Below are 26,567 nucleotides of genomic sequence, written 5' to 3' on the forward strand. Positions count from 1 at the left end.
GTTCTCTCCTTCGATGTCGGTGCGATCAGAGACGGTCGAGCGCGGGCAGCGCCTCGCCGAACCAGCTGCGCGCCAGCAGCGCGCGCATCTCCCTCTCGAGCGGCCGGTCGCCGAGGCGCTGCGCGGCGGCCAGCATCCCGGCGGCCGACCAGCCATCCTGCGGCACCCGCACCAGCGCGGCGCGGAACACCTCCACCGCCTCCCGCGCACGGCCGGCCGCGAGCAGCGCGGCGCCCTGGGCGGGGCGGATCGGGTCGAACCAGAAGGGCGGCTCCATGTAGGGCAGCGCCTCCTGCATCTCCGCCGCGATGGAGAAATGCGCTGCGGCTGCATCATGGTTGGCCTCGGCGGAGGCGGCGCGCGCCTCCACCAGCCGGGCGGCGATGCCGAGCGTCGCGGGGGCGGGCACGCCGGCGGCGGTGAGGCCCGCGATCTCGTCCGTGCCGGCCAGCTCGCGGATACGCGCCGCTTCCGCCCTGGCCTCCTCCGCGCGGCCGAGCCGTGCGAAGGCGACGCCGCGAGCATAGTGCCAATGCCCCGCGAGGAAGGCGCCCTCGCTGGCCGGCGCCGGCAGCGCCAGCACCGTCGCCGGCGCGGAGAAGCGCGCATGTGCGACATAGGGCGCGGCCTGGATCGGCTGCGTCCACGCCACCTCGCGCGCCGCGCGGTCCGAAACCAGCCCGGCGAGTTCCTCCGCCGCCCGCACTGCCGTCGCGCCGTCGCCGCCCATCAGCGCGGAGGCCAGCACGAAGTGGACGTTGTGCGGGTGGTAGGCCTCCGCATAGAGCAGGCTGGCGCCGCCGCGGGCGAGCATGGCGCGGTCGGCGGCGACCGCAGCGCGGTTCGCCTCCAGGCTCTCGCGCCAGGCACCGAGGCGGTACCAGAGATGCGAGGGCATGTGCACGAGGTGGCCGTTCGCCGGCGCCAGCGCGCCGAGCCGCGCCGCATGCGGCGCCGCACGCTCCGGCCGCGCCGAGGCCTCCACCGTGTGGATGTAGAGGTGGATGGCGCCGATGTGGTTCGGCTCGCGCGCCAGCACGCCTTCCAGCAGGGCCATGACCTCCGCCGTGGCGCCCTTCGGCGTGTGCCCCTCATCGGCCCAGTAGTCCCAGGGGCTGAGGTTCATCAGCGCGTCGGCGGCCAGCACGGCAAGATGCGCGTGGTCGGGGAAGCGCGCCTGCAGGGCGCGCATCGCCTCGGCATAGGCCTGATCGAGCGGGGCGCGCGGCGCGGTGGGATCAGCGGCGTGGCGCTTCGACAACGCCTCCACCAGCCCCACCACCAGCGGGCCCTGGCGCGGTGCCAGCCGACGGGCGAGCGCCAGCACCTGCATGGCGCGCGCATTCGCCTCGGCGTCCATCGGCATGTTGATGTTCGGGCCGAGCGCCCAGGCCTCCGCCCAGAGGCAGAGCGCGCAGGCAGCGTCGTAGCTCTGCGCTGCGCGGAAGGCGCGCACCGCCTCGGCGTGGTTGAACCCCCAGGCGAGGTTGAGGCCCTGCGCGAAATAGGCGCGGGCACGGGGATCCTGCGAGGCTTCCGGCCAGGTGAGCGGGCCAAGCCCCGGCATCAGCGCCGGCATGGCGGCGGAGGTCGGGTGCGCGGCGCCCTGCGGCAGGTCACGGGCATAGGCGCCCATTTCACTGCGGCGAGGCTCGTGGTCGTGGCCGGAATGGGCGAAGGCCGGCCCGGCCAGCAGGCCGAGTGCGAGGCCGAGGTGCGCAGCAGTGGCCACGCGGGGAAAAGTTGCTTGCATGATGGCGATCCTTGCGATCGTGGCGCTGCCCGGGGGGCGGCTCAGCGCCCGTGCATGTCGAACAGTTCGGCGAGTGTCGGCACCAGCGCCGCCGGCGGCGGCGGCCGGCGGCGCGGTGGTTCCGCGGCACGCCCTTCGGCGCGGCGCTGGCGGGACCAGAAGCGGACGAGATCACTCAGCATCGGCGTTGTCCTTCCTCGGCGTGGTGTCGTGTTGGCCGGAGGGGTAGGCGCGCCACATTTCGGGGTGATTGCGCGGGAGGTTTCACGCGGATGTCGTGCGTGACACGCGCGGGGGCGTGAGCATCATCGTGAGGCCCCCTCCCCCTGGCGTCCCGCGCCTGCCCCGCTAGGCTGGCGCGAACACAGGGGGAAGGACCGTCCCATGCCGGACATTGCCACGCTGCCCGCGGATCTGGGCGAGGGCAGCTTCGCGCTGCGAATCATGACGTCGGAGGGACCCTCGGTCTTCGCGTTGCTCGGCGGCGCGAGCTTCGACATGACGCCGGCCTTCGGCACCTGCAGCGCCTGGCTGAACAGCGAGGATCCGGTCGGCGCGATCCGGCGCGACGGCGTGCCTTCGGCGCTCGATCTCAAGGCGGCGCTGGCCAATGCGCATCACGCGGCGCGCGATGCCGCGAAGCCCTGGCTGCTGGCGCCGGTGGACCTGCAGGTGATCAAGGCGGCCGGCGTGACCTATGTGCGCTCCATGCTGGAACGGGTGATCGAGGAGCGCTGCCGCGGCGACGCCAGCCAGGCCGAGGCGGTGCGGGCGGAGGTGCGCGGCATCATCGGCGATGACCTCGCGAACCTCGTCCCCGGCAGTGCCGAGGCCGCGCGGGTGAAAGAGGCGCTGGTGGCGAAGGGCTGGTGGAGCCAGTACCTGGAAGTCGGCATCGGCCCGGATGCGGAGATCTTCACCAAGGCGCCGGTGATGTCCGCCGTCGGTACCGGCGCGAAGGTCGGCGTGCACCCGATGAGTTCCTGGTCGAATCCGGAGCCCGAGGCGGTGATGGTGGTGAACGCACGCGGGCGCATCGTCGGCGCCACGCTCGGCAACGACGTGAACCTGCGTGACGTGGAGGGGCGCAGCGCGCTGCTGCTCGGCCGCGCGAAGGACAACAACGCCTCCGCCGCGCTCGGCCCGATGATCCGGCTGTTCGACGCCGGCTTCACGCTGGAGGATGTGCGCCAGGCCGAGCTGCGCGTGACGATCACCGGCCGCGACGGCTTCGCGCTGGACGAGCATGGCCCGGTCGGCGCCATCGCGCGCGATCCGGCGGATGTGGTCGGCCAGATGATCGGCGCGCACCACCAGTATCCGGATGGCGCGGTGCTGTTCCTCGGCACGCCCTTCTCGCCGTCGAAGGATCGCGGCGCGCCGGGGATGGGGTTCACGCACCGGGAAGGCGACGTGGTGCGCATCGCCTCGCCGCGCCTCGGCGCGCTGGAGAACGAGGTGGACCGCACCGACGAATGCCCGCCCTGGACCTTCGGCCTCGGCGCGCTGATGGCGAACCTGGCGCGCCGCGGGCTGCCGCGGTGACGGAGCGAACCGGCCGCCTGCACGACCGCCTCGCCTGGGCGCGCCTGGATGGCGTGCAGCCCGGTGTCGTTTTCCTGCCCGGATTCCGTTCCGACATGCAGGGATCCAAGGCGCTCGCGCTGCGCGACCATTGCGCCGCGCGCGGCCGGGCCTTCCTGCGCTTCGACTATTCCGGCCACGGCGAGAGCGAAGGTCGCTTCGAGGATGGCACCATCGGCCAATGGGCAGCCGATGCCATCGCCGTCTTCGACGCGCTGACGGAAGGCCCGCAGGTGCTGGTCGGCTCCTCGATGGGCGGCTGGATCGCGCTGCTGCTGGCGCGCGCACGGCCGGAGCGCATCGCGGCGCTGGTCGGCATCGCGCCCGCGCCGGACTTCACCGAGAAGCTGATGTGGCCCGCCTTCGGCGAGGCGGAGCGCGAAGAGATCATGCAGCGCGGCGTGCTGCACCTGCCCTCCCAATACGGCGAGCCGACGCCGGTCACGCGCGCGCTGATCGAGGATGGCGGACAGCACAACCTCCTCGACGCACCGATCCCGCTGCGCTGCCCGGTGCGCATCCTGCACGGCATGCGCGACCCCGACGTGCCGTGGCAGCACGCGCTGCGCCTGGTGGAGGCGCTGGAGAGCGAGGATGTGCGCCTGCACCTCATCAAGGATGGCGACCACCGCCTCTCGCGGCCCGAGGACCTGCGGCTGCTGGCGGAAACCGTCGATCAGCTGCCGGCGGGCTGACCCTCTTCCGCCAGGATCCGCCGCAGCCCCTCGCGATAGGTCGGGCAGCGCCAGGCGATGCCGAGCGCGCGCTTCGTCGCCGCATTCGCCACGCGCCGGTTCTCCGACCAGAAGGAGAGCGCCATCGGCGACATGCGCGTGCGCGCTTCCTCGAAGGGGATCGCCGGCGGCATCGCCATCCCCAGCAGCCGCGCGGCTTCCGCGACGACATCCGCGCTCGGCGCCGGCTCGTCATCCACCAGGTGCAGCACGCGCTGCGCATCGGGGTGGAGCGCGCCGGCCACCACGGCCAGCGCGATGTCGTCGCGATGGATGCGGCTGAAGGAGTGGCCCGGCTTCACCACGCGCCGCGCCGCGCCCGCGCGTACCTCATCCAGCGCGCTGCGCCCAGGACCGTAGATGCCGCCGACGCGAAAGATGTCGAGCGCGGCGCCGCTCGCCGCGGCCGCGGCGCGCCACGCCTCCTCCGCCGCGAGCCGTCGCTCCGAGCGCGGCTGGCCCGGCGCCGGCGGCGTCGCCTCGTCCACCTCCGCCCCGCCGCGGTCGCCATAGACGCCGGTGGTGGAGAGGTAGCCAATCCAGCCCAGCCCCGGCGCCATCGCAACCGCCATGGCATGCGCCGCCAGCACGGGATCGCCCGCCTCGCCGGGCGCGGCGGTGACGACCAGATGCGTCGCGTCCCGGATCGCCGCACCGGCTTCGGCGAAATCCACCACCGCGACGCCGGCGGGCGGGCGCGCGCGCGCCGGATCGCGTGCGGTGCCGGTCACCGCGAAGCCGTGCGCCCGCGCCTCCGCCGCGATTGCCGCGCCGGCATAGCCGAGCCCCGCCACCACCATCCGCTTTTCCATTGCCCAGCAATGCCCCGGCCGCCGAACTGGCGCCAGCCCATGCCGGCCGGTATAGGGCGGGCAGATGCGACGCCCGACCCGCACCCTGCTCCTCGGCGCCTTTGCCGCGGCCGCGCTGGCGGCCCTCGGCGCCGGTGCCTGGACCGTGCTGGCGCCGCGCGCGGCACCGCTCGCGGAAGAAGCCCTGCCGCTGCCACCCGAGCCACCACGCATCGCCGACGGGCCGGAGGCGGCGCGCTGCGTCGCCATGCTGCGCAACGATCCTGAGGCGGCACACGCCTTCGCCACCGGCTGGGCAGCCGCCGGCGGCGGCGAGGGCGCGCAGCATTGCCAGGCGCTCGCCGTGCTGGCGCTCGGCGATCCCGGCGCCGCCGCGGAGCAGTTGGAGCGCATCGCCGTGCGCTCGCCCGCCGGCCGGGCGGCGCGCGCCGCGGTCTTCGCGCAGGCCGGCCAGGCCTGGCTGATGGCCGGCGACCCGGCGCGCGCCTACGGAGCCGCCACCCTCGCCCTGACACTCACGCCCGATGACGCCGAGTTGCTGATCGATCGCGCCGTCGCGCTCGGCACGCTCGGCCGCTACGCCGAGGCGACGGCGGACCTCGACGAGGCACTGGCGCGCGAGCCGGACCGCGCCGACGCCCTGGTTTTCCGCGCCGCCGCCTGGCGGCACCTGGAACGCGCCGAGGCCGCGCTGCGGGACGTCGAACGCGCGCTCGCGGTGGCGCCCGACAATGCGGAGGCGCTGCTCGAGCGCGGCATCCTGCGCCAGCTCGCCGGCGATACGGAGGGCGCGCGGATGGACTGGCAACGGGTGATCGAGGTCGTGCCCGACAGCGCCACCGCCGATCTCGCGGCACAGAACCTGGCGCTGAACGAGGCGGGGCCGGTCAGCCGGTGATACCCGCGATAACGGCGCTGCTGACCTGCCAGCTCGCCGGCGAGGTGCTGGCCCGGGCTCTTGGCCTGCCGGTTCCGGGGCCGGTGATCGGGATGGTGCTGCTGTTCGTCCTGCTGCTGCTGCGCGGGCGAGAGGCACCGACGGGGCTCGGCGCCACCGCCGATGGGTTGCTGAACAATCTCGGCCTGCTCTTCGTGCCTGCGGGCGTCGGCGTGGTGCTGCACCTGCCGCTGCTGGCGCGCGATTGGGCACCGCTGTCGCTGGCCGTGCTGGCCGGCACGCTGGCGGCGATCGCCGCCACAGGGCGGATCGCGCAGGCGTTGCTGCGGAGACGCCAGGGGTGAGCGGGCTCGCCGAGATCTGGGTCTATCTGGCACAGGAACCGCTGGCGGCGCTGACGGCGACGCTGCTCGCCTGGCTCGCCGCGGTCAGGCTGCACCATTGGTGCGGCCGCCATCCGCTGGCCAACCCGGTGCTGATCGCCGTGGCGCTTCTGGCGGGCGGGCTGCTGGCGAGCGGCGTGGCCTATCGCGACTACTTCGCCGGCGCGCAATTCGTCCATTTCCTGCTCGGCCCGGCGACCGTGGCGCTCGCCGTGCCGCTGCACCGGCAATTCGCGCTGGTGCGGCAATCGGCCGTCGCGGCGGTCGCCTCCGTCGTGCTCGGCGGCGCCTTCGCGGCGGCGGCGGGGGTGGCGATCGCGCTCGCGCTCGGCGCGGCGCCGGAGGTCACGGCAAGCCTCGCCCCGCGCTCGGTGACGACGCCGGTGGCGATGGGCCTGAACGCCCTGGCGACGGCGCTGCTGCTGCCGCTGCTCTGGGCGCTGTTCGCGGGGTAGCGTTCAGAACGGAAAAGGCAGCGGCGCCGATGGCGCACGGCCGTGCAGCGTCTGCCGCAGCGCGTTGCGCGCCTCCGCCGAGAATGCAGCGAGGCGCTGGACAAGTTCCTCGCGCGCGGGCGATCGCGCACCTTCGTTCCAGGTCTCGCCGCGGGCGGCTGCCGGCGCGAAGACGCCGGGCGCGAAGCGATATTCCACGATAAGATAATGCATTCCCTCGCTCAGCACGAATTGCGCCGAGAGCCAGTTCGGCGGTATCCAGCCGGGGCGCCGCTGCCCTTCGTCGTAGAGACTGTCGAGATACGCAGGCGTGTTCGGGCCGCGCCCGCTGCCGATCACCACCAGCCCGCGGCAATCCAGCAAGCCGCGCAGGGCCTGCACGTTCTCGCGCTGGATCGCGGCCGGGTTGGTACAGATGCCATGCGGGTTCCAAACAGCGCCGACCTCCGTCGCGGCGCTGGCGATCACGACCGCAGCGGCGCGCCCCCCATGTTCCTGGACCAGCACCGCGCGATGGGTGGTCGTCGGCAGGCTGCCTTCCCTGCTGCGCCCGGGTTCGGCCGCCAGATGCAGAACCCGCCAGGGTCCACCCGGAAGGGGCACCGGCTTGCTGTCCAGCACCAGCACACCATCGACGATCCGCTGCGCGCGAGCAGAGCAGGGCGTCAGCAGCGCGGCGACCACGAACAGGACAGTGAGAGACCGCATCGGAAGCCTCGGCGGAGGAACGCCGAGACCGCATAGCGCGGGACGATCCGGCCGGCCAGGGAACCGCGGCGCTCAGCGTGGCGGCCGGCTCTGCTCCGGCGCGCCGCCAATCGGCGCGGCAGGATCGCGGGCGCCGGCGGTGCTGCTGCCCAGGAAGCCCTGCGGCGTGGTGCCCGTGGCGGCCGGCTCCTGCAGCCCTGTCGCCGAGCCATCCGTGCCGCGGTTCACCGCATCTGGGGTGTCGGTGAGCGGCGGATGGGGGGCCGGGCCGGCGTCACGTCCGATCTCCTCGACACGCCCCGCGGGCGGGCCGCCGGCGGCGGGCGGCGCGACCTGCTGGGCCATGGCGGGCGCGGCGAACAGGGCCGCAGACAGGACGAACGTGGGACGAAGGATCATGCGGGCGCCGTCGCGTGGGAGGACGGCGCAACGTCGCCGAGCGGCGGCGGTTGCCGGCCGGTCAGAAATCCAGGTCGGCGTAATGCGCCGGCGGCGGCATGCCGCTGATGCGGTCGGCGAGCAGCGGTCGGAAGGCGGGGCGCGACTTGATGCGCGCATACCAGTCCTTGGCCGCCTCGTTCAGCGACCAGTCCACGTCGCCGATATAGTCCAGCGCCGAGAGATGCGAGGCCGCGGCCAGATCCGCCAGGCTGAGCGCGGAGCCGGCCAGCCAGGCCCGCGTCTCGGCCAGCCAGCCGAGATACTCCATATGCGGCTTGAGGTTGGCATAGCCGGCGCGGATTGCGGCAGCGTCCGGATTGCCTTGGCCGAGCAGGCGCTTCATCTGCCGCTCATGCAGAAGGTTGCGGGTGACCTCGGCGTGGAACTTGTGGTCGAACCAGGCGACCAGCCGGCGCACCTCCGCCCGCTCCGCCAGCGTGCGGCCAAGCAGCGGCGTATCCGGATAGGCCTCATCCAGGTATTCGCAGATCGCATAGGAATCGACCAGGACCAGCCCGTTGCCGTCCTGGAGGACGGGCACGGTGCAGGCCGGGTTCATCGCCAGGAACTCCTCCCGCCGTTCCCACACCTTCTCCAGGCGCAGGTCGAAGGGAATGCGCTTCTCGGCGAGCGCCAGACGGACCTTGCGGGCGAAGGGCGAGAGAGGCAGGTGGTAGAGAATCCGCATCAGCGTCGCGCGACTCCGGACCTCCCCCCTATGGCACGCGCGCGCGGCGCGGCCAACGGGGTGAGGCGCGGATCAGGCGATTCGCGGCGCCTGGCTCATCACTCGGCCGCGACGGCGGGGGTGTCCTCCATCGGCTTCGGCAGGTAGCGGGCATAGTCCTTCGGCACCACGTGCCAGACCCGCGCGCGTTCCTCCGCCCAGTTGTTGAGCAAGCGGGCGGCGAAGGGGCTGCCGGTCTCACGGACATGGCGTGCGATGTGGTCGCGCACCACCTCCTCCCAATGGGCGCTGGCGCCGAGGCGCTGCCAGAGCAGCGTCTCGGGGTTTACGCGGCGCTCGAAGGCGTCGTCGGCGTCATAGACGAAGGCCATGCCGCCGGTGAAGCCGGCGCCGAAATTGTCGCCCACGGGCCCGAGGATCACCGCGCAGCCGCCGGTCATGTATTCGCAGCCATTGGCGCCACAGCCTTCCACCACCGCCAACGCGCCGGAGTTGCGAACCGCGAAGCGCTCGCCCGCCTGGCCGGCCGCGAACAGTGCGCCACCGGTCGCGCCGTAGAGCACCGTGTTGCCGATGATGGTGTTCTCGTTCCAGACCAGCTTCGAGGAAGGCGCCGGCCGCACCACGATGGTGCCGCCGGAGAGCCCCTTCCCGACATAATCGTTGGCGTCGCCGAAGACCTCGAGCTTCAGCCCGCGCACCGCGAAGGCGCCGAGCGACTGGCCGGCGGAGCCGCGCAACCGCACGGTGAGATGCCCGCGCTGCAGCCCGTTCATCCCGAACTTGCGCACGATCTTGCTGCTGATCTTGGTGCCGATCGCGCGATGGGTGTTCCGGATGTTGTATTGCAGCTGCATCTTCTCGCCGTGGCGGAACAGCGCATCGGCGTCGCGGATCATCTCCGCGTCCAGCGTCTCCGGCACCTCGTTGCGGCCTTCCAGCGTGCAGTAGGACGCGAAGGGACCGGCATCGGCCTTCACCAGCAGCGGGTTGAGGTCGAGGTCGTCAAGATCCTCGGAGCCGCGGCTGACCTGGCGCAGCAGGTCGGTGCGGCCGATCACATCGGTCAGCTTGCGGAAGCCGAGGCCGGCTAGGATCTCGCGCACCTCCTCCGCCACGAAGCTGAACAGGTTGATCACCTTCTCCGGGCTGCCGGTGAACTTGGCGCGCAGCGTCTCGTCCTGCGTGCAGACGCCGACCGGACAGGTGTTGGAATGGCACTGCCGCACCATGATGCAGCCCATGGCGACGAGGCTGGCCGTGCCGATGCCGAACTCCTCGGCGCCGAGCATCGCGGCGATCACCACGTCGCGGCCGGTCTTGATGCCGCCATCGGTGCGCAGCTTCACGCGGTGCCGCAGCCGGTTCAGCTGCAGCACCTGGTGCGTTTCGCTCAGCCCCATCTCCCAGGGCAGGCCGGCATACTTGATGGACGACACGGGCGAGGCACCGGTGCCCCCCGAATGGCCGGAGATCAGGATCGCATCGGCCTTCGCCTTCGCCACGCCGGCCGCGATGGTGCCGATGCCGCTGCGCGCGACGAGCTTCACGCAGACCGTCGCGTCCGGGTTGATCTGCTTGAGGTCGTAGATAAGCTGGGCAAGGTCCTCGATCGAATAGATATCGTGATGCGGCGGTGGGCTGATAAGCATCACGCCCGGCGTGGAGTGACGCAGCTTGGCGATCAGCTCCGTCACCTTGAAGCCGGGAAGCTGCCCGCCCTCGCCGGGCTTCGCACCCTGCGCGACCTTGATCTCGATCTCGCGGCAGTTGTTGAGGTACTCGGCCGTGACGCCGAAGCGGCCGCTCGCGATCTGCTTGATCGCACTGTTGGCGTTGTCGCCATTGGGCCGCGGCCGCGCACGCGCAGGATCCTCGCCGCCTTCGCCGGAGTCGCTGCGGGCGCCGATGCGGTTCATCGCGATGGAGAGCGTCTCATGCGCCTCCGGGCTGAGCGCGCCGAGCGAGATCCCGGGCGCGACCAGGCGCTTGCGGATCTCGGTGATGCTCTCGACTTCCTCGAGCGCCACCGGCGTGCGGCCCTCGAGGCGGAAGTCGAGAAGGTCGCGCAGCGCCACCGGCGGCAGCCGGCGCACGCCCTCGGTGTAGCGCTTGAAGGTCTGGTAGCTGTCGGTCTCCACAGCCTTCTGCAGCGTGTGGATCAGGCTGCCGTCGAAGGCGTGGTTCTCGCCGCGGCGGCGCAGCTTGTAGAGCCCGCCGACAGGCAGCGCCACTGCATCCGCATCCCACGCCTTGGCATGCAGCGCGAGGACGCGCCGCGCAATGCCCGAAAGCCCGATGCCGGAGATGCGGCTGGCGACGCCGGGAAAAAACTCCGCCACCAGCGCGCGGGAAAGCCCGATCGCCTCGAAGTTCATCCCGCCGCGATAGGAGGAGAGCACGCCGATGCCCATCTTGGACATGATCTTCAGAAGGCCCTTGTCCACCGCCTTCTTGTAGCGGGCGACGCAATCCTTCAGCGAAAGGTTGCCGAACAACCCGCGGCGATGGCGGTCGGCGATGCTCTCCTGCGCGAGGTAGGCGTTGACCGTGGTCGCACCCGCGCCGATCAACACGGCGATGTAGTGTACGTCGATCGCCTCGGCGCAGCGCACGTTCAGCGAGGTGAAGGTGCGCAGGCTGGACTTGACCAGATGCGTGTGCACGCCGCCGACGGCGAGCACCATCGGAATCGCGGCGCGCTCCGGGCCCTGGTTCTCATCGGTAAGGATGACGTGGGTGCAGCCGCTGCGCACGCCGTCCTCCGCTTCGCGGCGGATGCGCTCGATGTGACGGCGCAGCCCCTGCTCGCCCTCGGCGACGGGGAAGGTCGCGTCCACCACGCAGGCGGTGTCGCCCATATAGGCGCGCATCGCGGCGAACTCGGCGTTGGACAGCACCGGGCTGTCCAGCATGAGCATGTCGCACTGCGTCGGGTCCTCGTCGAGGACGTTGCCGAGATTGCCGAGCCGCGTCTTGATCGTCATCACCCGCGTCTCGCGCAGAGAGTCGATCGGCGGGTTGGTGACCTGGCTGAAGCTCTGGCGGAAATAGTGGTGCATGCCGCGGTACTGGCCGGAGAGCACGGCGATCGGGGTGTCGTCGCCCATGCTGCCGGTGGCCTCGTTCGCCTCCTCCACCATCGGGTGGAGGATGGTTTCCAGCTCCTCCAGCGTGTAGCCGACGGCGAGCTGGCGGCGGCGCAGCGCCTCGCCGGTGTAGTCGGCGTGCTCATCCGCCGCGGCCTTGACGATGCCGTCGATGCGCGTGGTGCGCTTCGTCCACTCGCCGAACGGCTTGCGGGCGGCGAGCATGTCCTTGAGCTCGGTGTCCCCGAGGAACCTGCCGGTCTCGAGGTCCACGCCGATGCACTGGCCGGGGCCGACGCGGCCCTTGGAGAGGATCGCGTCCTCGGCCAGCTTCACCATGCCGGTCTCGGAGCCGACGATCAGCATGTCGTCGTCGGTGACGCTGTAGCGCATTGGGCGCAGGCCGTTGCGGTCGAGGCCAGCCACCACCCAACGCCCGTCGGTCGCGCAGATCGCCGCCGGCCCGTCCCAGGGCTCCATCACCGCGTTGCAGTAGAGGAACAGGTCACGATGCGCCTCCGGCATGGTGGCGTTGTTGCCGAGGCTTTCGGGGATCAGCATCGCCTTGGCCATCGGCGCGTCGCGCCCGCCGCGCACCAGCAGTTCGAAGACGTTGTCGAGCGTGGCGGTGTCGCTGCCGCCGGCCTGCACCACCGGCTTGATGTCGTCCATGAAGGGATCGAGGAGCCGGTGGGAGAGCCGCGTCTCGTGGCTCTTCATCCAGTTGACGTTGCCGTGCAGCGTGTTGATCTCGCCGTTGTGGGCAAGCATGCGGAAGGGCTGCGCGAGCCGCCAGGTCGGGAAGGTGTTGGTGCTGTAGCGCTGGTGGTAGATCGCGAAGCGGGAGACGAAGCGCTCGTCCAGCAGGTCCGGGTAGAACTCGGTCAGGCTCTCCGCCAGGAACATGCCCTTGTAGATGATCGAACGGCAGGAGAGCGAGCAGAGGTACAGCTCCGGGATCTGCGCCGCGATGGCCTGCTTCTCGATCCGGCGGCGGATGACGTAGAGGTCGCGCTCATAGGTGTCGTCGTCGCGCCCTTCCGGGTCCCAGATCAGGATCTGCTCGATCTCGGGGCGTGTCGCATTGGCCTTCTCGCCGATGCAGGCCACATCGATCGGCACCTGGCGCCAGGAATAGATGTGGTAGCCGGCGTTCAGCACCTCGGTCTCGACGATTTGCCGGCAGCGTTCCTGCGCACCGAGATCGGTCTTGGGCAGGAAGGCCATGCCGACGGCGATGCGGCCAGGGCGGACCTTGTCGCCGCCGCGCTGCACCACCTCGGAGAAGAAGTCCTGCGGGATCTCGACATGGATGCCGGCGCCGTCGCCGGTCTTGCCATCGGCATCCACCGCGCCGCGATGCCAGACCGCCTTCAGCGCATCGATGCCGGCCTGCACCACCTTGCGGGAGGCCACCCCGTCCAGCGCGGCGACCAGGCCGACGCCGCAGGCATCGTGCTCGGTGACGTCGAGATGCGCCTCGACCGCAAGTCGTGCGGCGTCGGCCTGATAGGTGGCCGCGAAGGCGGCACCGGTCTCGGTCATGCCGGATCTCCCAGGATTTGCGGGTGCGGTGTGGCGGCTCATGGGGCGGCAACCAGTTCGCCCGATGCGCATTCCCAGTTCGTGACGCGATCCTGCGAATGCCAAGCGTAGTTCAGCAACTCCCATTGCTGCGGCCCGCGGTAGAAGCGGAAGGCGAAGAGCAGCGGCACGCGGCGGTGCCGGACGACGTAGCAGAGCGTCTTCAGCGAGGGCGCATAGCGCCGCTCACCGGCGAACTCGAAATCGACCACCACGCCCATGCCCTCGAGGTTGCGGAGCCAGCGAGGGCGGTTCTCCTCGATGGCCCGTCGTGCGCCGGCATCCTCGCCGAGGGGCGTCTCGGCCAGCACCGCGTCGAGGAAGGCCGACGCTCCCTTGTCGACGAAGATGCCGAGCAGCCGGTCCGCCTGGCTGCGCGGCTCGGGGGCCTGCGCGCCCGCGGGCACCGATGCGGCGGCGAGGGCGAGCGCAAGGAGCAGCGCGCGCATCACTCGGCCGCCACGGCAAGCGGGCTCGCCTGCCTCTGGATGTGGGCGTGCATCTGCTCGGCCGCGTCACGGCCGTCGCGGATCGCCCAGACGACGAGCGACGCACCACGCACAATGTCGCCGGCGGCGAAGACACCAGATAGCGCCGTCATCATGGTGCGGTGGTCCACCTTCAGCGTGCCCCAGCGCGTCACAGGCAGCTCGGGCTCGTCGAAGGCGGTCGGCAGGTCCTCGGGGTCGAAGCCGAGCGCCATCACCACGAGATCCGCCGGCAGTTCGAAGCGGCTGTTCGGCATCGGCGTCACCTGCTGGCGTCCGGTGGCGTCGGGCAGGCCGAGATGCATGCGATGCGCCATGACGCCCCGCACGCGGTCATCGCCGCGGAAGGCTTCCGGCGCGCCGAGCCATTCGAAGCGCACGCCCTCTTCCTCGGCGTGGTACACCTCGCGCATCGAGCCCGGCATGTTCGCCTTGTCGCGGCGATAGAGGCAGGTGACAGAGGCGGCGCCCTGGCGCACCGCGGTGCGCACGCAATCCATTGCCGTGTCGCCGCCGCCGATGACGACGACATGCTTGCCGGTGGCGTTGAGCGAACCCGACTCGTAGGCCGCGACCGTCTCGCCCAGCCCCACGCGGTTCGACGCGGTGAGATAGTCGAGCGCCGGCACGATGCCGGGCAGCCCGATGCCGGGCGCGGCCATGTCGCGCGCCTTGTACACGCCGGTGCCGATCAGCACTGCATCGTGACGCTGGCGCAGCTCGGCCAGCGAGACATCCTGGCCGACGCCGACATTGAGGTGGAAGCGGATGCCGCCTTCCTCGAACTGCTTCCAGCGGCGAAGGACGACCTCCTTCTCCAGCTTGAAGTTCGGGATGCCGTAGATCATCAGCCCGCCGACGCGGTCGTAGCGGTCATAGACATGAACCTGGTAGCCGCGCAGCCGCAGCCGCTCCGCCGCCGCCAGCCCGGCCGGGCCGGCGCCGATGATGCCGACGCTCTGCGCCAGCTCGCGCCGCGGCGTCGGCGCCTTCACCCAGCCGCGTTCCCAGGCAGTGTCGGTGATGTATTTCTCCACCGAGCCAATGGTGACGCTGCCGAATCCCTTCTCGATGACGCAGTTGCCCTCGCAGAGCCGGTCCTGCGGGCAGATGCGGCCGCAGATCTCGGGGAAGGTGTTGGTGGCGGCAGCGACCTCGTAGGCTTCCTCCAGCCGGTTCTCGGCGGTCAGCTTCAGCCAGTCGGGGATGTTGTTGTTGAGCGGGCAATGCACCTGGCAGAAGGGCACGCCGCACTGGCTGCAGCGGCTGGCCTGGTCCTTCGCCGCCTCCGGGTCGAAGGCGCTGTAGATCTCGGCGAAATCCTCGCGGCGCACAGTGGCATCGCGCTTCTCCGGCATGCGCTGGTCGAGGCGCACGAATTGCAGCATCCGTTCGGCCATGGCGGCGGCACTCTCCCTGGGCGCGGCGGGGCCACCGGGCCCCCCGCCATGCGTCCGAGCGGCGCCTCTACAGGAAGACTCGCGACGATGCGAGTCCGTTCTGCCCGATCACGACAGCTTAACTGACGTTTTTATCCTGAACCCAGTCCACCGGCACACTATCCCGCAACAGATGCCCGGTCATTATCCCCGATACGGACCTTTCAGGCTGCCTCCCGCCGGCCGCCACCCGGGCGGAACCGCTTGAGGTAGCCCGGCACCACCGCCTCCACGGCCTTGGGCGAGATGCCGAGCGCCTCGAAGCCCGGCAGCTGCCCACTCACCACGTTGTCGCGGCCGAGCAGCAGCAGCTGGTCCTGCGTCAGCGGCGGGCTGGGCAGGCGCTGCAGCAGGCCGGCCTGGAAGCGCATGAAGCCCATCGGCATTTCGACCATCGGCCGCCGCCGGCGAGTGGTGTCGAGGATGAAGCGCAGCACCTCCCGCATCGTCATCACCCGCGGCCCGCCGAGTTCATAGGTCTTGCCCCGCGCCTCCGGCAGGGCGATCGCGGCGGCCACCGCATCGGCGACGTCGCCGACATAGACCGGCTGGAACCGCGTGGCGCCGCTGACCACCGGCATGAAGGGCAGCCGCGCCATGGCGGCGAAGCGGTTGAAGAAGTCGTCCTCCGGCCCGAACACCACCGAAGGGCGCAGGATGGTCGCGGCCGGGAAGCCGTCCCGCACGCCCTCCTCGCCCTCCGCCTTGCTCCGCGCGTAGAGGCTGGGCGACTCGAGATCGGCGCCGATGGCGGAGAGATGCACGAAGCTCTCCACTCCAGTGGCCGTCGCGGCGCGGGCCAGTGCGCCCGGAGCCTCGCCCTGGATGCGCTGGAAATCGCCGGGGCGGCGCTCGTGCAGGATGCCGACCAGGTTCACCACCACCTGCGCGCCCTCCACCGCGCGCGTCACCGCGGCGGAGTCGGTGACGGAGGCGGCGAGCGGCACAATCTGGCCGACCCGGCCCTGGGTCTGCAGGAAGCGGGCGCCTGCCGGGTCGCGGACCGCCACCCGCACCACGTAGTCCTGCTGCGCCAGGCGCTGCACCACATAGCGCCCGATGAAGCCGGAGCCGCCGAACACCGTCGCCACCTTGCGGTCGAACCTGCCGCGCATCTCAAGAACTCCATCGGAACCGGAAGGGCCGCGGACCATATGGGCCACGGGTCGCGGCGCCAAGCCGGCGCCGGCGCTGCGGGACGGCGGCGCCAGGCGCGGCGCCCGGCCTAAGGTCGGCACGGAACCGGAGGAGGCAAGTCCGATGATGCTGCTCGCCAACCTGCTCAGCCGCTTCGTCCGGCGCGGCCGGCTGACCGTGATCGACCATGCCGGCATCGCGCACCGCTTCGGCGGCGCCGAGGACGGCCCCTCCGTCGTCATCCGCCTGACCGACAGGGCGGTGGAGCGCGAGATCTTCCTGAACCCCGAGCTCAAGGCGGCCGAGGCCTACATGGATGGCCGGCTGCTGATGGAGGAGGGCCAGCGCGTCTTCGACCTGCTGCACCTGTTCTCGGTCAACCGCGCCGGGCTCGCGGCGCACCCCGTGCAGCGGGCGCTGCGCCGCGGCTGGCGGGCCGTGCGGCGCTTGCAGCAGCGCAACCCGCTCGGCCGCGCCGCGCAGAACACCCGGCCGCACTACGACATCCCGCCGGCCTTCTACCGGCTCTGGCTCGATCCGACGATGAACTACTCCTGCGCCTATTTCCCGACGCCGGATGCCTCCCTGCACGAGGCGCAGCTGGCGAAGATGCGCCACATCGCCGCCAAGCTGCGGCTCGAACCTGGCATGCGGGTCGCCGAGATCGGCTCGGGCTGGGGGGCGCTGGCCACCTTCCTGGCGCGCAACCACGGCGTGCAGGTCACCTCCGTCACCCTGTCGCCCGAGCAGGTCGCGGTGGCGCGGCAGCGGGCGGAGGAGGAGGGCGTGGCCGACCGCGTCACCTTCCTGGAAATGGACTACCGCGAGATGGTCGGCCGCTTCGACCGCGTGGTCTCCGTCGGCATGATGGAGCATGTCGGCGTGGACGAGTTCGACACCTATTTCCGCAAGGTCAGGGCACTGACGGAGCCCGGCGGCTTCGCCCTGGTGCATTGCATCGGCCGCGCCTCGCCGCCCGGCACCACCGCGCCCTTCATCCGCAAATACATCTTCCCCGGCGGCTACGTCCCGGCGCTGTCGGAGGTCTTCGCCTCGCTCGAGCGGACCGGCACCTGGTGCGCCGATTGCGAGACGCTGCGCCTGCACTACTACTGGACCATCCGGCACTGGCGCCAGGCCTTCCACGCCCGGCGGGCGGAGGCGGCGGCGATGATGGGCGAGCGGTTCTGCCGGATGTGGGACTTCTACCTGGCATCGGTGGAGCTGGGCTTCCTGCACGGCTCCAACTTCGTCTTCCAGCTGCTGCTCTCGGAGCGCCGCGACGACGTGCCGGTGACCCGCGACTGGATCGTCGACGCGGAGCGCCGGCTGACCGAAATCGGGGCGCGTTGAGGCCGCACCCCCGCTTGACGCCCCGCCAGTGCCCGCCTAGAAGCGCGGCCTCGCCGCACGCACCTGCCCAGGTGGTGGAATTGGTAGACGCGCTGGCTTCAGGTGCCAGTGGCCGCAAGGCCGTGAAGGTTCGAGTCCTTTCCTGGGCACCATCACCCGCCGCCGGCGGGGTGGCACCACCCGCCGCTCGGCGGGTCCAAGACTAGGGGTCCGGTCGTGGGCGAAACCCTCTTCACCAAGGACGGCACGATCCGGCTGCACCGGCATGACCTGCCGGATGGGCTCTCCTTCGGAGCGTCGGTGGCTATCGATTCCGAAACCATGGGCCTCGACCACCGGCGCGACCGGCTTTGCCTCGTGCAGCTCTCTTCCGGCGACGGCTCGGCGCATTGCGTGCAGATCATCCCGCCCTCGCTCGGCGGCCGCGGCGGCGACTGCCCGAACCTGAAGCGGCTGCTGGAAGACCTCGGCGTTCTCAAGCTCTTCCACTTCGGCCGCTTCGATCTTGCCGCGCTGCACCAGGCGCTGGGCGTGACGGTGGCGCCGGTGGTCTGCACCAAGATCGCGTCCAAGCTGGTGCGCACCTTCACCGACCGCCACGGCCTGAAGGACCTCTGCCGCGACCTGCTGGGGGTGGAGATCTCCAAGCAGCAACAGACCAGCGACTGGGGCGCCCCGGAGCTCACGCCGGAGCAACTGGCCTATGCCGCCTCCGATGTGCTGCACCTTCATGCGCTGTGGGCGAAGCTGAAGGCGCTGCTGGAACGCGAGGGGCGGCTCGGTCTGGCCGAGGAATGCTTCCGCTTCCTGCCCACGCGGGCGCGGCTTGACCTGCTCGGCTACGAGGATCCCGACATCTTCGCCCACTGACGACGGGCGCCCGTGTGAGGCGAAGTGGTAGGCATCGCGTGGCGATCAACGTTGCCGGCGCGGTGTGGCACATTTCTTGTCGGATCGCACTCGCGCGTTGACCCTCGACAGGCGCAGGCCCATACAGGGGCGGTGAGACTGCCTCCTCCAGCGCCACGCAACGGCGGCGCAGCCCAGTTCGCGCCCGGCCGCCCCTACCAGAGCCGTCTGCCGCCGCCCTCGCGCCATCGCCGGCCGCCGAGCGCGGGGCAGCTCGTGCGCCGGCGCATCCTTGTCGCCGTCGCCAAGCGCCTGCTGCCCCTCGCCGCGGTCGGGCTGCTGGCCACGGTTGCGCTGTGGCCGGAATTCGAGAGCGCCGCCGATCGCGGCCGCGTCGCATTCCGGCGCGTGGCGGAGGTGCAGCCGACCGCGCTGCATATCGTCGAGCCGCGCTACCAGGGCCTGGACGAGCAGAACCAGCCCTACACCGTCACCGCCGCCACCGCGGTTCAGGAGGGCGAGGAGCAGGCCGTGCAGCTGCAGGAGCCCCGCGCCGACCTGGAGCTGAACGATGGCGGCTGGGTCTACCTCGAGGCACGGGAAGGCCGCTACGACCGGCCCGGCAGCCGGCTGGACCTCGCCGGCGACGTCACCATCCACCATGATGACGGCACCCAGTTCGTCACCCCGCGCGCCGAGCTCGACATCGCCGGCGGCGATGCCTCGGGCGACGATCCGGTGGCCGCGCAGGGCCCCTTCGGCACGCTGACCGCGGAGGGCTTCCGGCTCTACGACCGTGGCCAGGTGGTGGTGTTCACCGGCCGCGCCCGGGCCGTGCTGGAAGGCGCGCGGTGAGGGCCGGCGCGGCGCTTCTCGCCGTCCTGCTGCTGGCCTGCACGGGACCCGCGGTGGCGCAGAGCCTCGACCTGACGCAGGGCGGGCCGATCGAGATCACCGCCTCCGACGGCATCGAGTGGCGACAGCAGGAACAGGTGGTGCTGGCGCGCGGCGAGGCGCGGGCGGTGCGTGAGGGCGTGACGGTGGATGCCGACCGGCTGATCGCCCGCTACCGGCCCCGCGCCGGTGCCGCGGCGCCGGCGCAGCCCGGCGCCAGCCCGGTGGCCGGCAGCGAGATCTGGCGGCTGGAGGCGGAGGGCAATGTGCGCATCACCTCCGCCACCGAGCGCGCCACCGGTCAGCGCGCCGTCTATGACATGGACCAGGCGGTGATGGTGCTGTCCGGCGCGGGGCTCGCGCTCGACATGCCGGACCAGCGCATCACCGCGCGGGAGAGCCTGGAATACTGGCCGCAGCGGCGGATGGCGGTGGCGCGGGGTGGTGCCGTGGTGACCACCGCGGATGGCCGCCGCATCGTCGCCGACACGCTGGTCGCGCATTTCGCGGAGGCACCGCCGGAAGGCAGCCAGCCTGCCGCGCGCCCCGCCCCGCAACGCCCGGCCGGCATCGCCGGCCTGCCCGGCGCCGATGAGGGCAGCCGCATCGAGCGCGTCGAGGCATTCGGCAATGTCGAGATCCGCACCGCGGAGGAGGTGGTGCGCGGCGAGCGCGGCGCCTACTCGCCGCAGACCGGCATGGCGCGACTTGTGGGCGAGGTGCGCATCACCCGCGGCGACAACCAGCTCAATGGCCGGGAGGCGATCGTGAACCTGCGCACCGGCGTCGCCCGGCTGGTCTCGGCGCCCGGCGAGCGCGTGCAGGGGCTGGTGGTGCCGCAGCAGGATCAGCCGGCGCAGGCCGAAGTGCCGGTCGCCGGGCGCCCCGAGGGCGCCGATCGCCAGCCGCGGCAGCCCCGCCCGCCACAACCCGGAGCCGGACGATGAGCAATGCCGGCACCCCCCCGATCAGGCTCGCTGCGCAGAATGCCGGGCTGGTCGCCACCGGCCTCGGCAAGCGCTACCGCAAGCGGCCGGTGGTGCGTGGCGTCTCGCTCAGCCTGAAGCGCGGCGAGGCTGTCGGCCTGCTTGGCCCGAACGGCGCCGGCAAGACCACCACCTTCTACATGATCACCGGCCTCGTGCAGCCCGATGAGGGCACGGTGACAATGGACGGCCACGACGTGACCTTCCTGCCGATGTACCGCCGCGCGCGGCTCGGCCTCGGCTACCTGCCGCAGGAGGCCTCGATCTTCCGTGGCCTGTCCGTGGAGGACAACATCCGCGCCACGCTGGAGGTGGTCGAGCCGATCCGCGACCGCCGCGAGCAGATGCTGGATGCGCTGCTGGCGGAATTCGGCATCGCGCACCTCCGCCGCGCGCCGGCGCTGGCACTGTCGGGCGGCGAGCGGCGGCGCTGCGAGATCGCGCGCGCGCTCGCGACGCAGCCCGCCTACATCCTGCTCGACGAACCACTGGCCGGCATCGACCCGATCGCCGTCGGCGAGATCCGCGACCTGGTGAAGCACCTGAAGGACCGCGGCATCGGCGTGCTGATCACCGACCACAATGTCCGCGAGACGCTGGAGATCATCGACCGCGCCTACATCATGCATGAGGGCCAGGTGCTGATGGAGGGCAGCCCGCGCGACATCGTCGCGCATGAGGGCGTGCGCCGCGTCTACCTCGGCGAAAGGTTTTCCCTTTAGGGATCGCGCCATGGCCGGGGGAACGCGCGACAGCAGGGGCCGGGACCACTAGCGATGGCGCTCGGCCCACGCCTCGATCTGAGGCAGTCGCAGTCGCTGGTGATGACCCCGCAGCTGCGGCAGGCCATCAAGCTGCTGCAATCCTCCAACATGGAAGTCTCCGCCTTCGTCGAGGAGGAGCTGGAACGCAACCCGCTGCTCGAGCGCGACGAAGGCGCGGAACGGCCCACCGCTGCCGATGAGCGCCCGCCGGATGCGCCGGCGCCGGAGCCGCTCGATTCCCACGCCGCCGCCACCTCGGACGCGATCCCGGCCGAGGGCGCGGCGCCGCTCGATGCCGATTGGGACAACGTCTACGACGCCGAGGGCACCGGCGGCCTCGGCGCCGGCGGGCGCGGCGGCAGCGCCGATTTCAGCGATGACCTCGCCGGCATCGAAGAGATGGCCGATGCCCGCGTCTCGCTGCGTGAGCATCTCGGTGCGCAGATCCGCCTGACCTTCCACGATGCGCGCGAACGGCTGATCGCGGCGCAGATGCTCGCCATGGTGGATGCCGCCGGCCGGCTGCCGGTGACCGACGCCGCGATCGCCACCGCGATGGGCTGCGAGGAGGCGCTGGTCGCCGGCGTGCGCGCGCGCATGCAGCGGCTCGATCCCGTCGGGATGTTCGCGCAGAACCTGCGCGAATGCCTGGCGGTTCAGCTGGCGGAGTTGAACCGCCTCGATCCCTGCATGGAGGCGCTGCTCGACAACCTCGAGATGCTTGCGCGGCGCGACCTGCGCGGGTTGATGCGCGTCTGCGGCGTGGATTCCGAAGACCTTGCCGACATGATCGGCGAGCTGAAGCGGCTCGATCCGAAGCCCGGCGCCAACTGGGACGCCGCGCCGCCGCCGGCGGTGGTGCCGGACGTCATCATGCGCCGGCTGGAGAACGGCGACTGGGCGGTGGAGCTGAACCCCGAGACGCTGCCGCGCGTGCTGGTCAACCGCGGTTTCCATGCGCGCGCGGTGGTCGGCTCGAAGTCCAAGGACGACAAGAGTTTCCTGGCGGAGAAGCTGCAGAGCGCGACCTGGCTGGTGAAATCGCTGGAGCAGCGCGCCAACACCATCCTCAAGGTCGCCGCCGAGATCGTGCGACGGCAGGACGCCTTCTTCCGCCACGGCGTCGGCCACCTGCGCCCGCTGATCCTGCGCGACGTCGCCGAGACCGTCTCCATGCACGAGAGCACGGTCAGCCGCGTCACGGCGAACAAGCATGTCGCGACCCCGCGCGGCATCTTCGAGCTCAAATACTTCTTCACAACCGCCATCGCCGGCACCGCGGGCGGCGAGAGCCACTCCGCCGAGGCGATCCGTTTCCGCATCCGGGAGATGATCACTGCCGAGGATCCGGAGGACATCCTCTCCGACGATGCGATCGTGGAGCGGTTGCGGAAGGAGGGGGTGGACATCGCACGCCGAACGGTGGCGAAATACCGCGAGGCGCTGCGGATACCCTCTTCGGTGCAGCGCAAGCGGGAAAAGGCCGTCCCGGCCTGATCCGCGGCACTGTGCCGCACTTGGCTCCGCGCCGCCTCTCCCGGGCGGCCTTCCCCACATGGCGGAAGGAGCAAAGTCCTCATGCACATCACTGTCGCAGGCAAGCAGGTTGAAACCGGCGAGGCCCTGCAGACCCACGTCCGGGAGGGTCTCGGCATCATCGCGCGCAAGTACTTCGACCATGCGCTGGAGGCGAACGTCACCTTCCGTCGCGACGGCAAGGGGCACGCCTTCGTCTGCGACATCAACCTCAAGGCCGGGCGCGACCTGTTCATGCGCGGCGAGGGCGAGGGCCCGGACGCGCATCGTGCCTTCGAGGAGGCGGCGGAGCATGTCGCCAAGCGTCTTCGCCGCTACCGCCGGCGGGTGAACGACCACGCGCGCAGCATGGCCGCAGAGCGCGAGCGTCCGCGCGGCGAGCCGGCGCGCCAGGTTGTGCTGCAGCGACCGGAGGAGGAGGACGAGGCCGAGGCGGCCGAGGCCACTGTGGCGAACGGCACCGAGCACCCGACCGTCGTGGCCGAGACGCAGGCTGTGATCGAGCGGTTGACGGTCGGCGAGGCGGTGATGCGCCTCGATCTTATGCATCTGCCGGCGCTGATGTTCCGCAACCGGCAGAGCGATGCGCTGAATGTCGTCTACCGCCGCGGCGACGGCCATGTCGGCTGGATAGATCCGGGCAACGGCTGACCCCGAAAGCCCCCCCCGCGCGCGCGGGGGAGGGTCGGGAGGGGGAAGCCCCCCCGTTCCTCAGTGCACCAGCATCGGCTCCATCTCGTGCTGCCGGATCGCGGCGGCAGCCAGCTGCGCGCTCGGCGCGGCGCCGATCGCGGTGCCGTCGGCGGCGTGGATCGAGAAGGCCTGCGCGCCGTTCAGGATCACCGGGCGCACATAGGCCACGTGCTCCGCGCCGAGGCGGGCGAAATCCTGCGCCGAAAGGTTGCGCAGCGCGTTGGCGGTCAGAATGGTCCGGCCCATCTCGGCACCGGTATCGTGCTCGTTCATTGTCGTTCTCCTTCTGGCGCGTCCCGCACATGGGCCCGCGCCGTGCTGGGTCGGGGTGGCAGCCTGCTCACCCTTCCCCGTTGCGGCCGTCCGGAAGCGGCTCGGCCATGCCGCCGACGACGGGGGCGCCCCCGAGGGTGGTCCTCTGGGTGCCATTGCCGCGTGCGGCGATCTTGATGGTCTTCACCCGCGCCTCCGACAGGGGGCGGCGGAGATCCACGTGCAGCAGGCCGTTGTCCAGCCAGGCGCCTTCCACCTCGATGCCCTCCGCCAGCACGAAGGCGCGCTGGAACTGCCGGGCGGCGATGCCGCGATGCAGGAAGACCCGGCCCTCGGTGTCCTCCTTCTGGCGACCGCGGATGACGAGCTGGTTGTCCTCCTGCGTGATCTGCAGGTCGTCCATGGAGAAGCCGGCGACGGCCAGCGTGATGCGCAGCCGCGTGTCGCCGGTCTGCTCGATATTGTAGGGTGGGTAGCCATCGGCGTTCTTCTGCACCCGGTCGAGCATCTGCTCGAGGTGGTCGAAGCCGAGGAAGAGCGGCGAGCCGAACAGCGAGGGACGCGACATGTCTTGCTCCCTGGGCCTCCCCCGAGGGGCGAGGCATGAAACCGGCGGAGCCCGAGGCACCCCGCGAGACAGGATTTTGGCGGTGAGACAGGCCGTTGCAAGGGGGGGGCCGCGGGGCTACCTCTCGCCGCTTCCCGGACTGCCTGCGATGACCGACGCCAATCTCCTGCCGATCCTGTTCGTCCCCGATCCACGGCTGCGCGCCAAGGCGAAGCCGGTGCAACCGGCCGATCCGCGCATCCCGGCGCTGGCGGAGCGGATGCTCGCCACGATGTACAAGGCGCCCGGCATCGGTCTGGCCGCGCCGCAGGTGGGCGAGATGCTGCGGCTGGTGGTGGTGGATGTCCGCCCTGACGAGAAGCGGGACCCAATCGTGCTGGTGAACCCCGAGATCGTCGCGCTCAGCAAGGAGCTCTCGACCCGGGAGGAGGGCTGCCTCTCCCTGCCCAACCAGTTCGCCGACGTGACGCGCCCCGCGCGGGTGAAGGTGCGCTGGACCGACCTTACCGGCGCGAAGCGGGAGGTGGAGGCGGATGGCCTGCTCGCCGCCTGCCTGCAGCATGAGCTCGATCATCTGGATGGCGTGCTGTTCGTGGACCACATCTCCGCGCTCAAGCGGAACATGCTGCTGCGCAAGCTCGCCAAGGAGCTGAAGGCGAAGGAACGCGACCAGTAGGGGGGGGGTGCGGATCGCATGGGCCGACTTCGCATCGCCTTCATGGGCAGCCCCGACTTCGCCGTGCCGGCGCTGCGCGCGCTGCACGATGCCGGGCACGAAATCGCGGCCGTCTATGCGCAGCCGCCTCGCCCGGCCGGACGCGGGCAGAAGGAGACGCCCTGCCCCGTGCACCGCGCCGCGCTGGAGCTCGGCCTCCCGGTGCGCACGCCGGCGCGGGTGAAGCGCGACGAAGCGGCGCATGCCGATTTCGCGGCGCTCGACCTGGATGTCGCGGTGGTGGCGGCATATGGGCTGATCCTGCCGAAGCCGATGCTGGACGCGCCGCGGCGCGGCTGCCTCAACATCCACGCCTCGCTGCTGCCGCGCTGGCGCGGCGCCGGGCCGATCCAGGCAGCCATCCTGGCGGGCGACGCCGAGACGGGCATCACCATCATGCGGATGGAAGAGGGCCTCGACACCGGCCCGATGCTGCTGCGCGAGTCGGTCCCGATCGGCCCGCGCGCGACCACGCCGGAGATCCACGACGCGCTTGCGGCGCTCGGCGCGCGTCTGATCCTGCGTGCGCTGGAGGAGGACCCGCCGCCGGTGCCGCAGCCCGAGGAGGGCGTCACCTATGCGCCGAAGATCGCCAAGGAGGATGGGCGGCTCGACTGGACGCAGCCCGCGGATGCGCTCGACCGCCGGATCCGCGCGCTGACACCCTGGCCGGGCTGCTTCTTCGCCCATGGTGCGGAGACCATCCGCGTGCTGGCGGCCGAGCCCGGGGCGGGCGGCGGCCCGCCCGGCACGGTGCTGGACGGCGCGCCCACAGTTGCCTGCGGCAGCGGTGCCCTGCGCCTCACGCGGCTGCAGCGTGCCGGGCGGGGCGCCTTGCCGGCGGCGGAGTTCCTGCGCGGCTACGCGCTGCCGCCCGGCGACGTGCTGGGCTGAGCGAGTTCCCTTGCCCCGCTATGCGCTGAAGCTCGAATTCGACGGCTCGCCCTTCGTCGGCTGGCAACGCCAGGCCGGGGAGCTTTCCGTGCAGCAGGTGATCGAGGAAGCCGCCGCGCCGCTGAATGGCGGCGAGACGCCGCTCGCCACCGCGGCCGGGCGCACCGATGCCGGCGTGCATGCAGAGGCGATGGTGGTGGGCATCCTGCTCGCCGCCGACCTGCCGCCGGAACGCGTGCGGGAAGCGATCAGCGCCCGCACCGCGCCGCATCCGGTGGTGGCGCTCGCCGCCGCGCGCGTGCCGGATGACTGGTCCGCGCGGTTCGACTGCCTTGGCCGCAGCTACCGCTACCGCATCATGAATCGCGCGGCGCGGCCTGCACTCGAGGCCGGTCGGCTTTGGCACGTGAAGCGCCGGCTGGACGCGGCAGCGATGCATGAGGCGGCGCAGGCGCTGCTCGGCCGGCATGATTTCTCCGCCTTCCGCGCCGCCTCCTGCCAGGCGAAGTCGCCGCTGCGCACGCTCGACCGGCTGGAGGTGAGCCGCTTCGGCGAGGAGGTGGTGATCATCGCCGAGGCGCGCAGCTTCCTGCACCATCAGGTGCGGAACCTCGTCGGCACGCTGGTGGAAGTCGGCGTCGGCAAGCGGCCCGTCACCTGGCCGAGGCACTTGCTGGAGGGGCGGGACCGCGGCAAGGCGGGGCAGACCGCGCCGCCGGAGGGGCTGGCCTTCGTCGCCGCCCGCTACGACCCGGACCCGGGCTGGAGCTGAAGCGGGTCGCCCGCGGCTGCCGGGCGGCAGCCGCAGGCGACCTGGCGCTGCCTCAGGTGGGCTGCACGCCCGCGGCG

General features: G+C 71.5%; 27 protein-coding genes and 1 tRNA gene. 16 read left to right on the forward strand and 12 right to left on the reverse strand.

Features of this window, described 5'->3' with window-relative positions; all coding sequences use genetic code 11:
- Nucleotides 1–25 precede the first annotated feature (25 nt).
- Complete coding sequence (locus ACESM1_RS20585) at nt 26–1,753, reverse strand: hypothetical protein (protein WP_372623083.1); 1,728 nt, start codon at nt 1,751–1,753, stop codon at nt 26–28.
- A 41-nt stretch (nt 1,754–1,794) separates the two neighbouring features.
- The gene (locus ACESM1_RS20590; protein WP_372623084.1) at nt 1,795–1,935 is read right to left on the reverse strand and encodes a hypothetical protein; all 141 of its coding nucleotides are present in this window, start codon (nt 1,933–1,935) and stop codon (nt 1,795–1,797) included.
- A 202-nt stretch (nt 1,936–2,137) separates the two neighbouring features.
- Here ACESM1_RS20590 and ACESM1_RS20595 point away from each other — a divergent pair, with 202 nt between their 5' ends.
- Together ACESM1_RS20595 and ACESM1_RS20600 are read left to right on the forward strand one after the other, a co-directional pair.
- Entirely contained in the window at nt 2,138–3,298 is a 1,161-nt protein-coding gene (locus ACESM1_RS20595) for a fumarylacetoacetate hydrolase family protein (RefSeq protein WP_372623085.1), read from the forward strand.
- A complete protein-coding gene (locus ACESM1_RS20600) occupies nt 3,295–4,032 on the forward strand; it encodes an alpha/beta hydrolase (protein WP_372623086.1) in 738 nt (245 codons plus the stop codon). The genes ACESM1_RS20595 and ACESM1_RS20600 overlap by 4 nt, the downstream gene beginning before the upstream one ends.
- Here ACESM1_RS20600 and ACESM1_RS20605 read toward each other — a convergent pair.
- Nucleotides 4,014–4,883, reverse strand: a complete 870-nt coding sequence (locus tag ACESM1_RS20605) for an NAD-dependent epimerase/dehydratase family protein (RefSeq protein WP_372623087.1) — start codon at nt 4,881–4,883, stop codon at nt 4,014–4,016. The two genes, ACESM1_RS20600 and ACESM1_RS20605, sit on opposite strands and share 19 nt — an antisense overlap.
- Before the next feature lie 64 nt (nt 4,884–4,947).
- On the opposite strand from ACESM1_RS20605, the gene ACESM1_RS20610 reads away from it, so the two are divergent.
- The 3 genes from ACESM1_RS20610 to ACESM1_RS20620 are packed head-to-tail and all read left to right on the forward strand — an operon-like array spanning nt 4,948 to nt 6,619.
- Nucleotides 4,948–5,781 (forward strand): tetratricopeptide repeat protein, encoded by an 834-nt coding sequence (locus ACESM1_RS20610; protein ID WP_372623088.1) that lies wholly within the window; start codon nt 4,948–4,950, stop codon nt 5,779–5,781.
- Nucleotides 5,778–6,125: a CidA/LrgA family protein gene (locus ACESM1_RS20615; protein WP_372623089.1), complete on the forward strand. Its 348-nt coding sequence runs from the start codon at nt 5,778–5,780 to the stop codon at nt 6,123–6,125. Before ACESM1_RS20610 ends, ACESM1_RS20615 begins: the two co-directional genes overlap by 4 nt.
- The gene (locus ACESM1_RS20620; protein WP_372623090.1) at nt 6,122–6,619 is read left to right on the forward strand and encodes an LrgB family protein; all 498 of its coding nucleotides are present in this window, start codon (nt 6,122–6,124) and stop codon (nt 6,617–6,619) included. The genes ACESM1_RS20615 and ACESM1_RS20620 overlap by 4 nt, the downstream gene beginning before the upstream one ends.
- Nucleotides 6,620–6,622: 3 nt before the next feature.
- Here the strand turns inward: ACESM1_RS20620 and ACESM1_RS20625 are convergent, their stop codons facing one another.
- From ACESM1_RS20625 to ACESM1_RS20655, 7 genes are all read right to left on the reverse strand, one after another.
- Nucleotides 6,623–7,327, reverse strand: a complete 705-nt coding sequence (locus ACESM1_RS20625; RefSeq protein ID WP_372623091.1) for a hypothetical protein — start codon at nt 7,325–7,327, stop codon at nt 6,623–6,625.
- 72 nt (nt 7,328–7,399) lie between these two features.
- On the reverse strand, nt 7,400–7,726 hold the full coding sequence (locus ACESM1_RS20630; protein ID WP_372623092.1) for a hypothetical protein: 327 nt from the start codon (nt 7,724–7,726) through the stop codon (nt 7,400–7,402).
- 61 nt (nt 7,727–7,787) lie between these two features.
- On the reverse strand, nt 7,788–8,456 hold the full coding sequence (locus tag ACESM1_RS20635; protein WP_372623093.1) for a glutathione S-transferase family protein: 669 nt from the start codon (nt 8,454–8,456) through the stop codon (nt 7,788–7,790).
- 98 nt (nt 8,457–8,554) lie between these two features.
- Nucleotides 8,555–13,090, reverse strand: a complete 4,536-nt coding sequence (gltB, locus tag ACESM1_RS20640; RefSeq protein WP_372623094.1) for a glutamate synthase large subunit — start codon at nt 13,088–13,090, stop codon at nt 8,555–8,557.
- 38 nt (nt 13,091–13,128) lie between these two features.
- Nucleotides 13,129–13,578, reverse strand: a complete 450-nt coding sequence (locus tag ACESM1_RS20645; RefSeq protein ID WP_372623095.1) for a hypothetical protein — start codon at nt 13,576–13,578, stop codon at nt 13,129–13,131.
- Entirely contained in the window at nt 13,578–15,017 is a 1,440-nt protein-coding gene (locus ACESM1_RS20650) for an NAD(P)-dependent oxidoreductase (protein WP_372623096.1), read from the reverse strand. The genes ACESM1_RS20645 and ACESM1_RS20650 overlap by 1 nt, the downstream gene beginning before the upstream one ends.
- 203 nt (nt 15,018–15,220) lie before the next feature.
- Nucleotides 15,221–16,171 (reverse strand): complex I NDUFA9 subunit family protein, encoded by a 951-nt coding sequence (locus ACESM1_RS20655; protein WP_372623097.1) that lies wholly within the window; start codon nt 16,169–16,171, stop codon nt 15,221–15,223.
- A 145-nt stretch (nt 16,172–16,316) separates the two neighbouring features.
- On the opposite strand from ACESM1_RS20655, the gene ACESM1_RS20660 reads away from it, so the two are divergent.
- The 8 genes from ACESM1_RS20660 to hpf all read left to right on the forward strand — a co-directional run bounded on the left by ACESM1_RS20660 (nt 16,317) and on the right by hpf (nt 23,226).
- On the forward strand, nt 16,317–17,546 hold the full coding sequence (locus tag ACESM1_RS20660; RefSeq protein WP_372623098.1) for a class I SAM-dependent methyltransferase: 1,230 nt from the start codon (nt 16,317–16,319) through the stop codon (nt 17,544–17,546).
- Nucleotides 17,547–17,611: 65 nt separating this feature from the next.
- A tRNA-Leu gene (locus ACESM1_RS20665) sits at nt 17,612–17,698 on the forward strand.
- Nucleotides 17,699–17,762: 64 nt separating this feature from the next.
- Nucleotides 17,763–18,416, forward strand: a complete 654-nt coding sequence (locus ACESM1_RS20670; protein ID WP_372623099.1) for a ribonuclease D — start codon at nt 17,763–17,765, stop codon at nt 18,414–18,416.
- Between the two features lie 255 nt (nt 18,417–18,671).
- Complete coding sequence (gene lptC / locus ACESM1_RS20675) at nt 18,672–19,250, forward strand: LPS export ABC transporter periplasmic protein LptC (RefSeq protein ID WP_372623100.1); 579 nt, start codon at nt 18,672–18,674, stop codon at nt 19,248–19,250.
- On the forward strand, nt 19,247–20,236 hold the full coding sequence (locus tag ACESM1_RS20680; RefSeq protein WP_372623101.1) for an LptA/OstA family protein: 990 nt from the start codon (nt 19,247–19,249) through the stop codon (nt 20,234–20,236). Before lptC ends, ACESM1_RS20680 begins: the two co-directional genes overlap by 4 nt.
- On the forward strand, nt 20,233–20,997 hold the full coding sequence (gene lptB / locus ACESM1_RS20685) for an LPS export ABC transporter ATP-binding protein (protein ID WP_372623102.1): 765 nt from the start codon (nt 20,233–20,235) through the stop codon (nt 20,995–20,997). Before ACESM1_RS20680 ends, lptB begins: the two co-directional genes overlap by 4 nt.
- A gap of 54 nt (nt 20,998–21,051) precedes the next feature.
- Entirely contained in the window at nt 21,052–22,536 is a 1,485-nt protein-coding gene (gene rpoN, locus ACESM1_RS20690; protein ID WP_372623103.1) for an RNA polymerase factor sigma-54, read from the forward strand.
- A gap of 81 nt (nt 22,537–22,617) precedes the next feature.
- Entirely contained in the window at nt 22,618–23,226 is a 609-nt protein-coding gene (gene hpf / locus ACESM1_RS20695; RefSeq protein WP_372623104.1) for a ribosome hibernation-promoting factor, HPF/YfiA family, read from the forward strand.
- Nucleotides 23,227–23,286: 60 nt separating this feature from the next.
- On the opposite strand, the gene ACESM1_RS20700 is transcribed toward hpf, so the two are convergent.
- Together ACESM1_RS20700 and ACESM1_RS20705 are read right to left on the reverse strand one after the other, a co-directional pair.
- Nucleotides 23,287–23,541 carry a hypothetical protein gene (locus tag ACESM1_RS20700; RefSeq protein ID WP_372623105.1) on the reverse strand — a complete coding sequence of 85 codons (255 nt, stop codon included), beginning with the start codon at nt 23,539–23,541 and terminating at the stop codon, nt 23,287–23,289.
- A gap of 67 nt (nt 23,542–23,608) precedes the next feature.
- Nucleotides 23,609–24,109, reverse strand: coding sequence for an Hsp20 family protein (locus ACESM1_RS20705; protein ID WP_372623106.1), 501 nt, complete (start codon nt 24,107–24,109; stop codon nt 23,609–23,611).
- A 148-nt stretch (nt 24,110–24,257) separates the two neighbouring features.
- On the opposite strand from ACESM1_RS20705, the gene def reads away from it, so the two are divergent.
- Genes def through truA form a run of 3 tightly spaced genes read left to right on the forward strand, consistent with a single transcriptional unit; the run spans nt 24,258 to nt 26,490 of the window.
- Complete coding sequence (def, locus tag ACESM1_RS20710) at nt 24,258–24,785, forward strand: peptide deformylase (protein WP_372623107.1); 528 nt, start codon at nt 24,258–24,260, stop codon at nt 24,783–24,785.
- Between the two features lie 18 nt (nt 24,786–24,803).
- On the forward strand, nt 24,804–25,718 hold the full coding sequence (gene fmt, locus ACESM1_RS20715; RefSeq protein WP_372623108.1) for a methionyl-tRNA formyltransferase: 915 nt from the start codon (nt 24,804–24,806) through the stop codon (nt 25,716–25,718).
- 10 nt (nt 25,719–25,728) lie between these two features.
- Nucleotides 25,729–26,490 carry a tRNA pseudouridine(38-40) synthase TruA gene (gene truA, locus ACESM1_RS20720; RefSeq protein ID WP_372623109.1) on the forward strand — a complete coding sequence of 254 codons (762 nt, stop codon included), beginning with the start codon at nt 25,729–25,731 and terminating at the stop codon, nt 26,488–26,490.
- Nucleotides 26,491–26,567: the final 77 nt, after the last annotated feature.

The organism is Falsiroseomonas sp., from assembly GCF_041690465.1.
Classification (GTDB): domain Bacteria; phylum Pseudomonadota; class Alphaproteobacteria; order Acetobacterales; family Acetobacteraceae; genus Falsiroseomonas.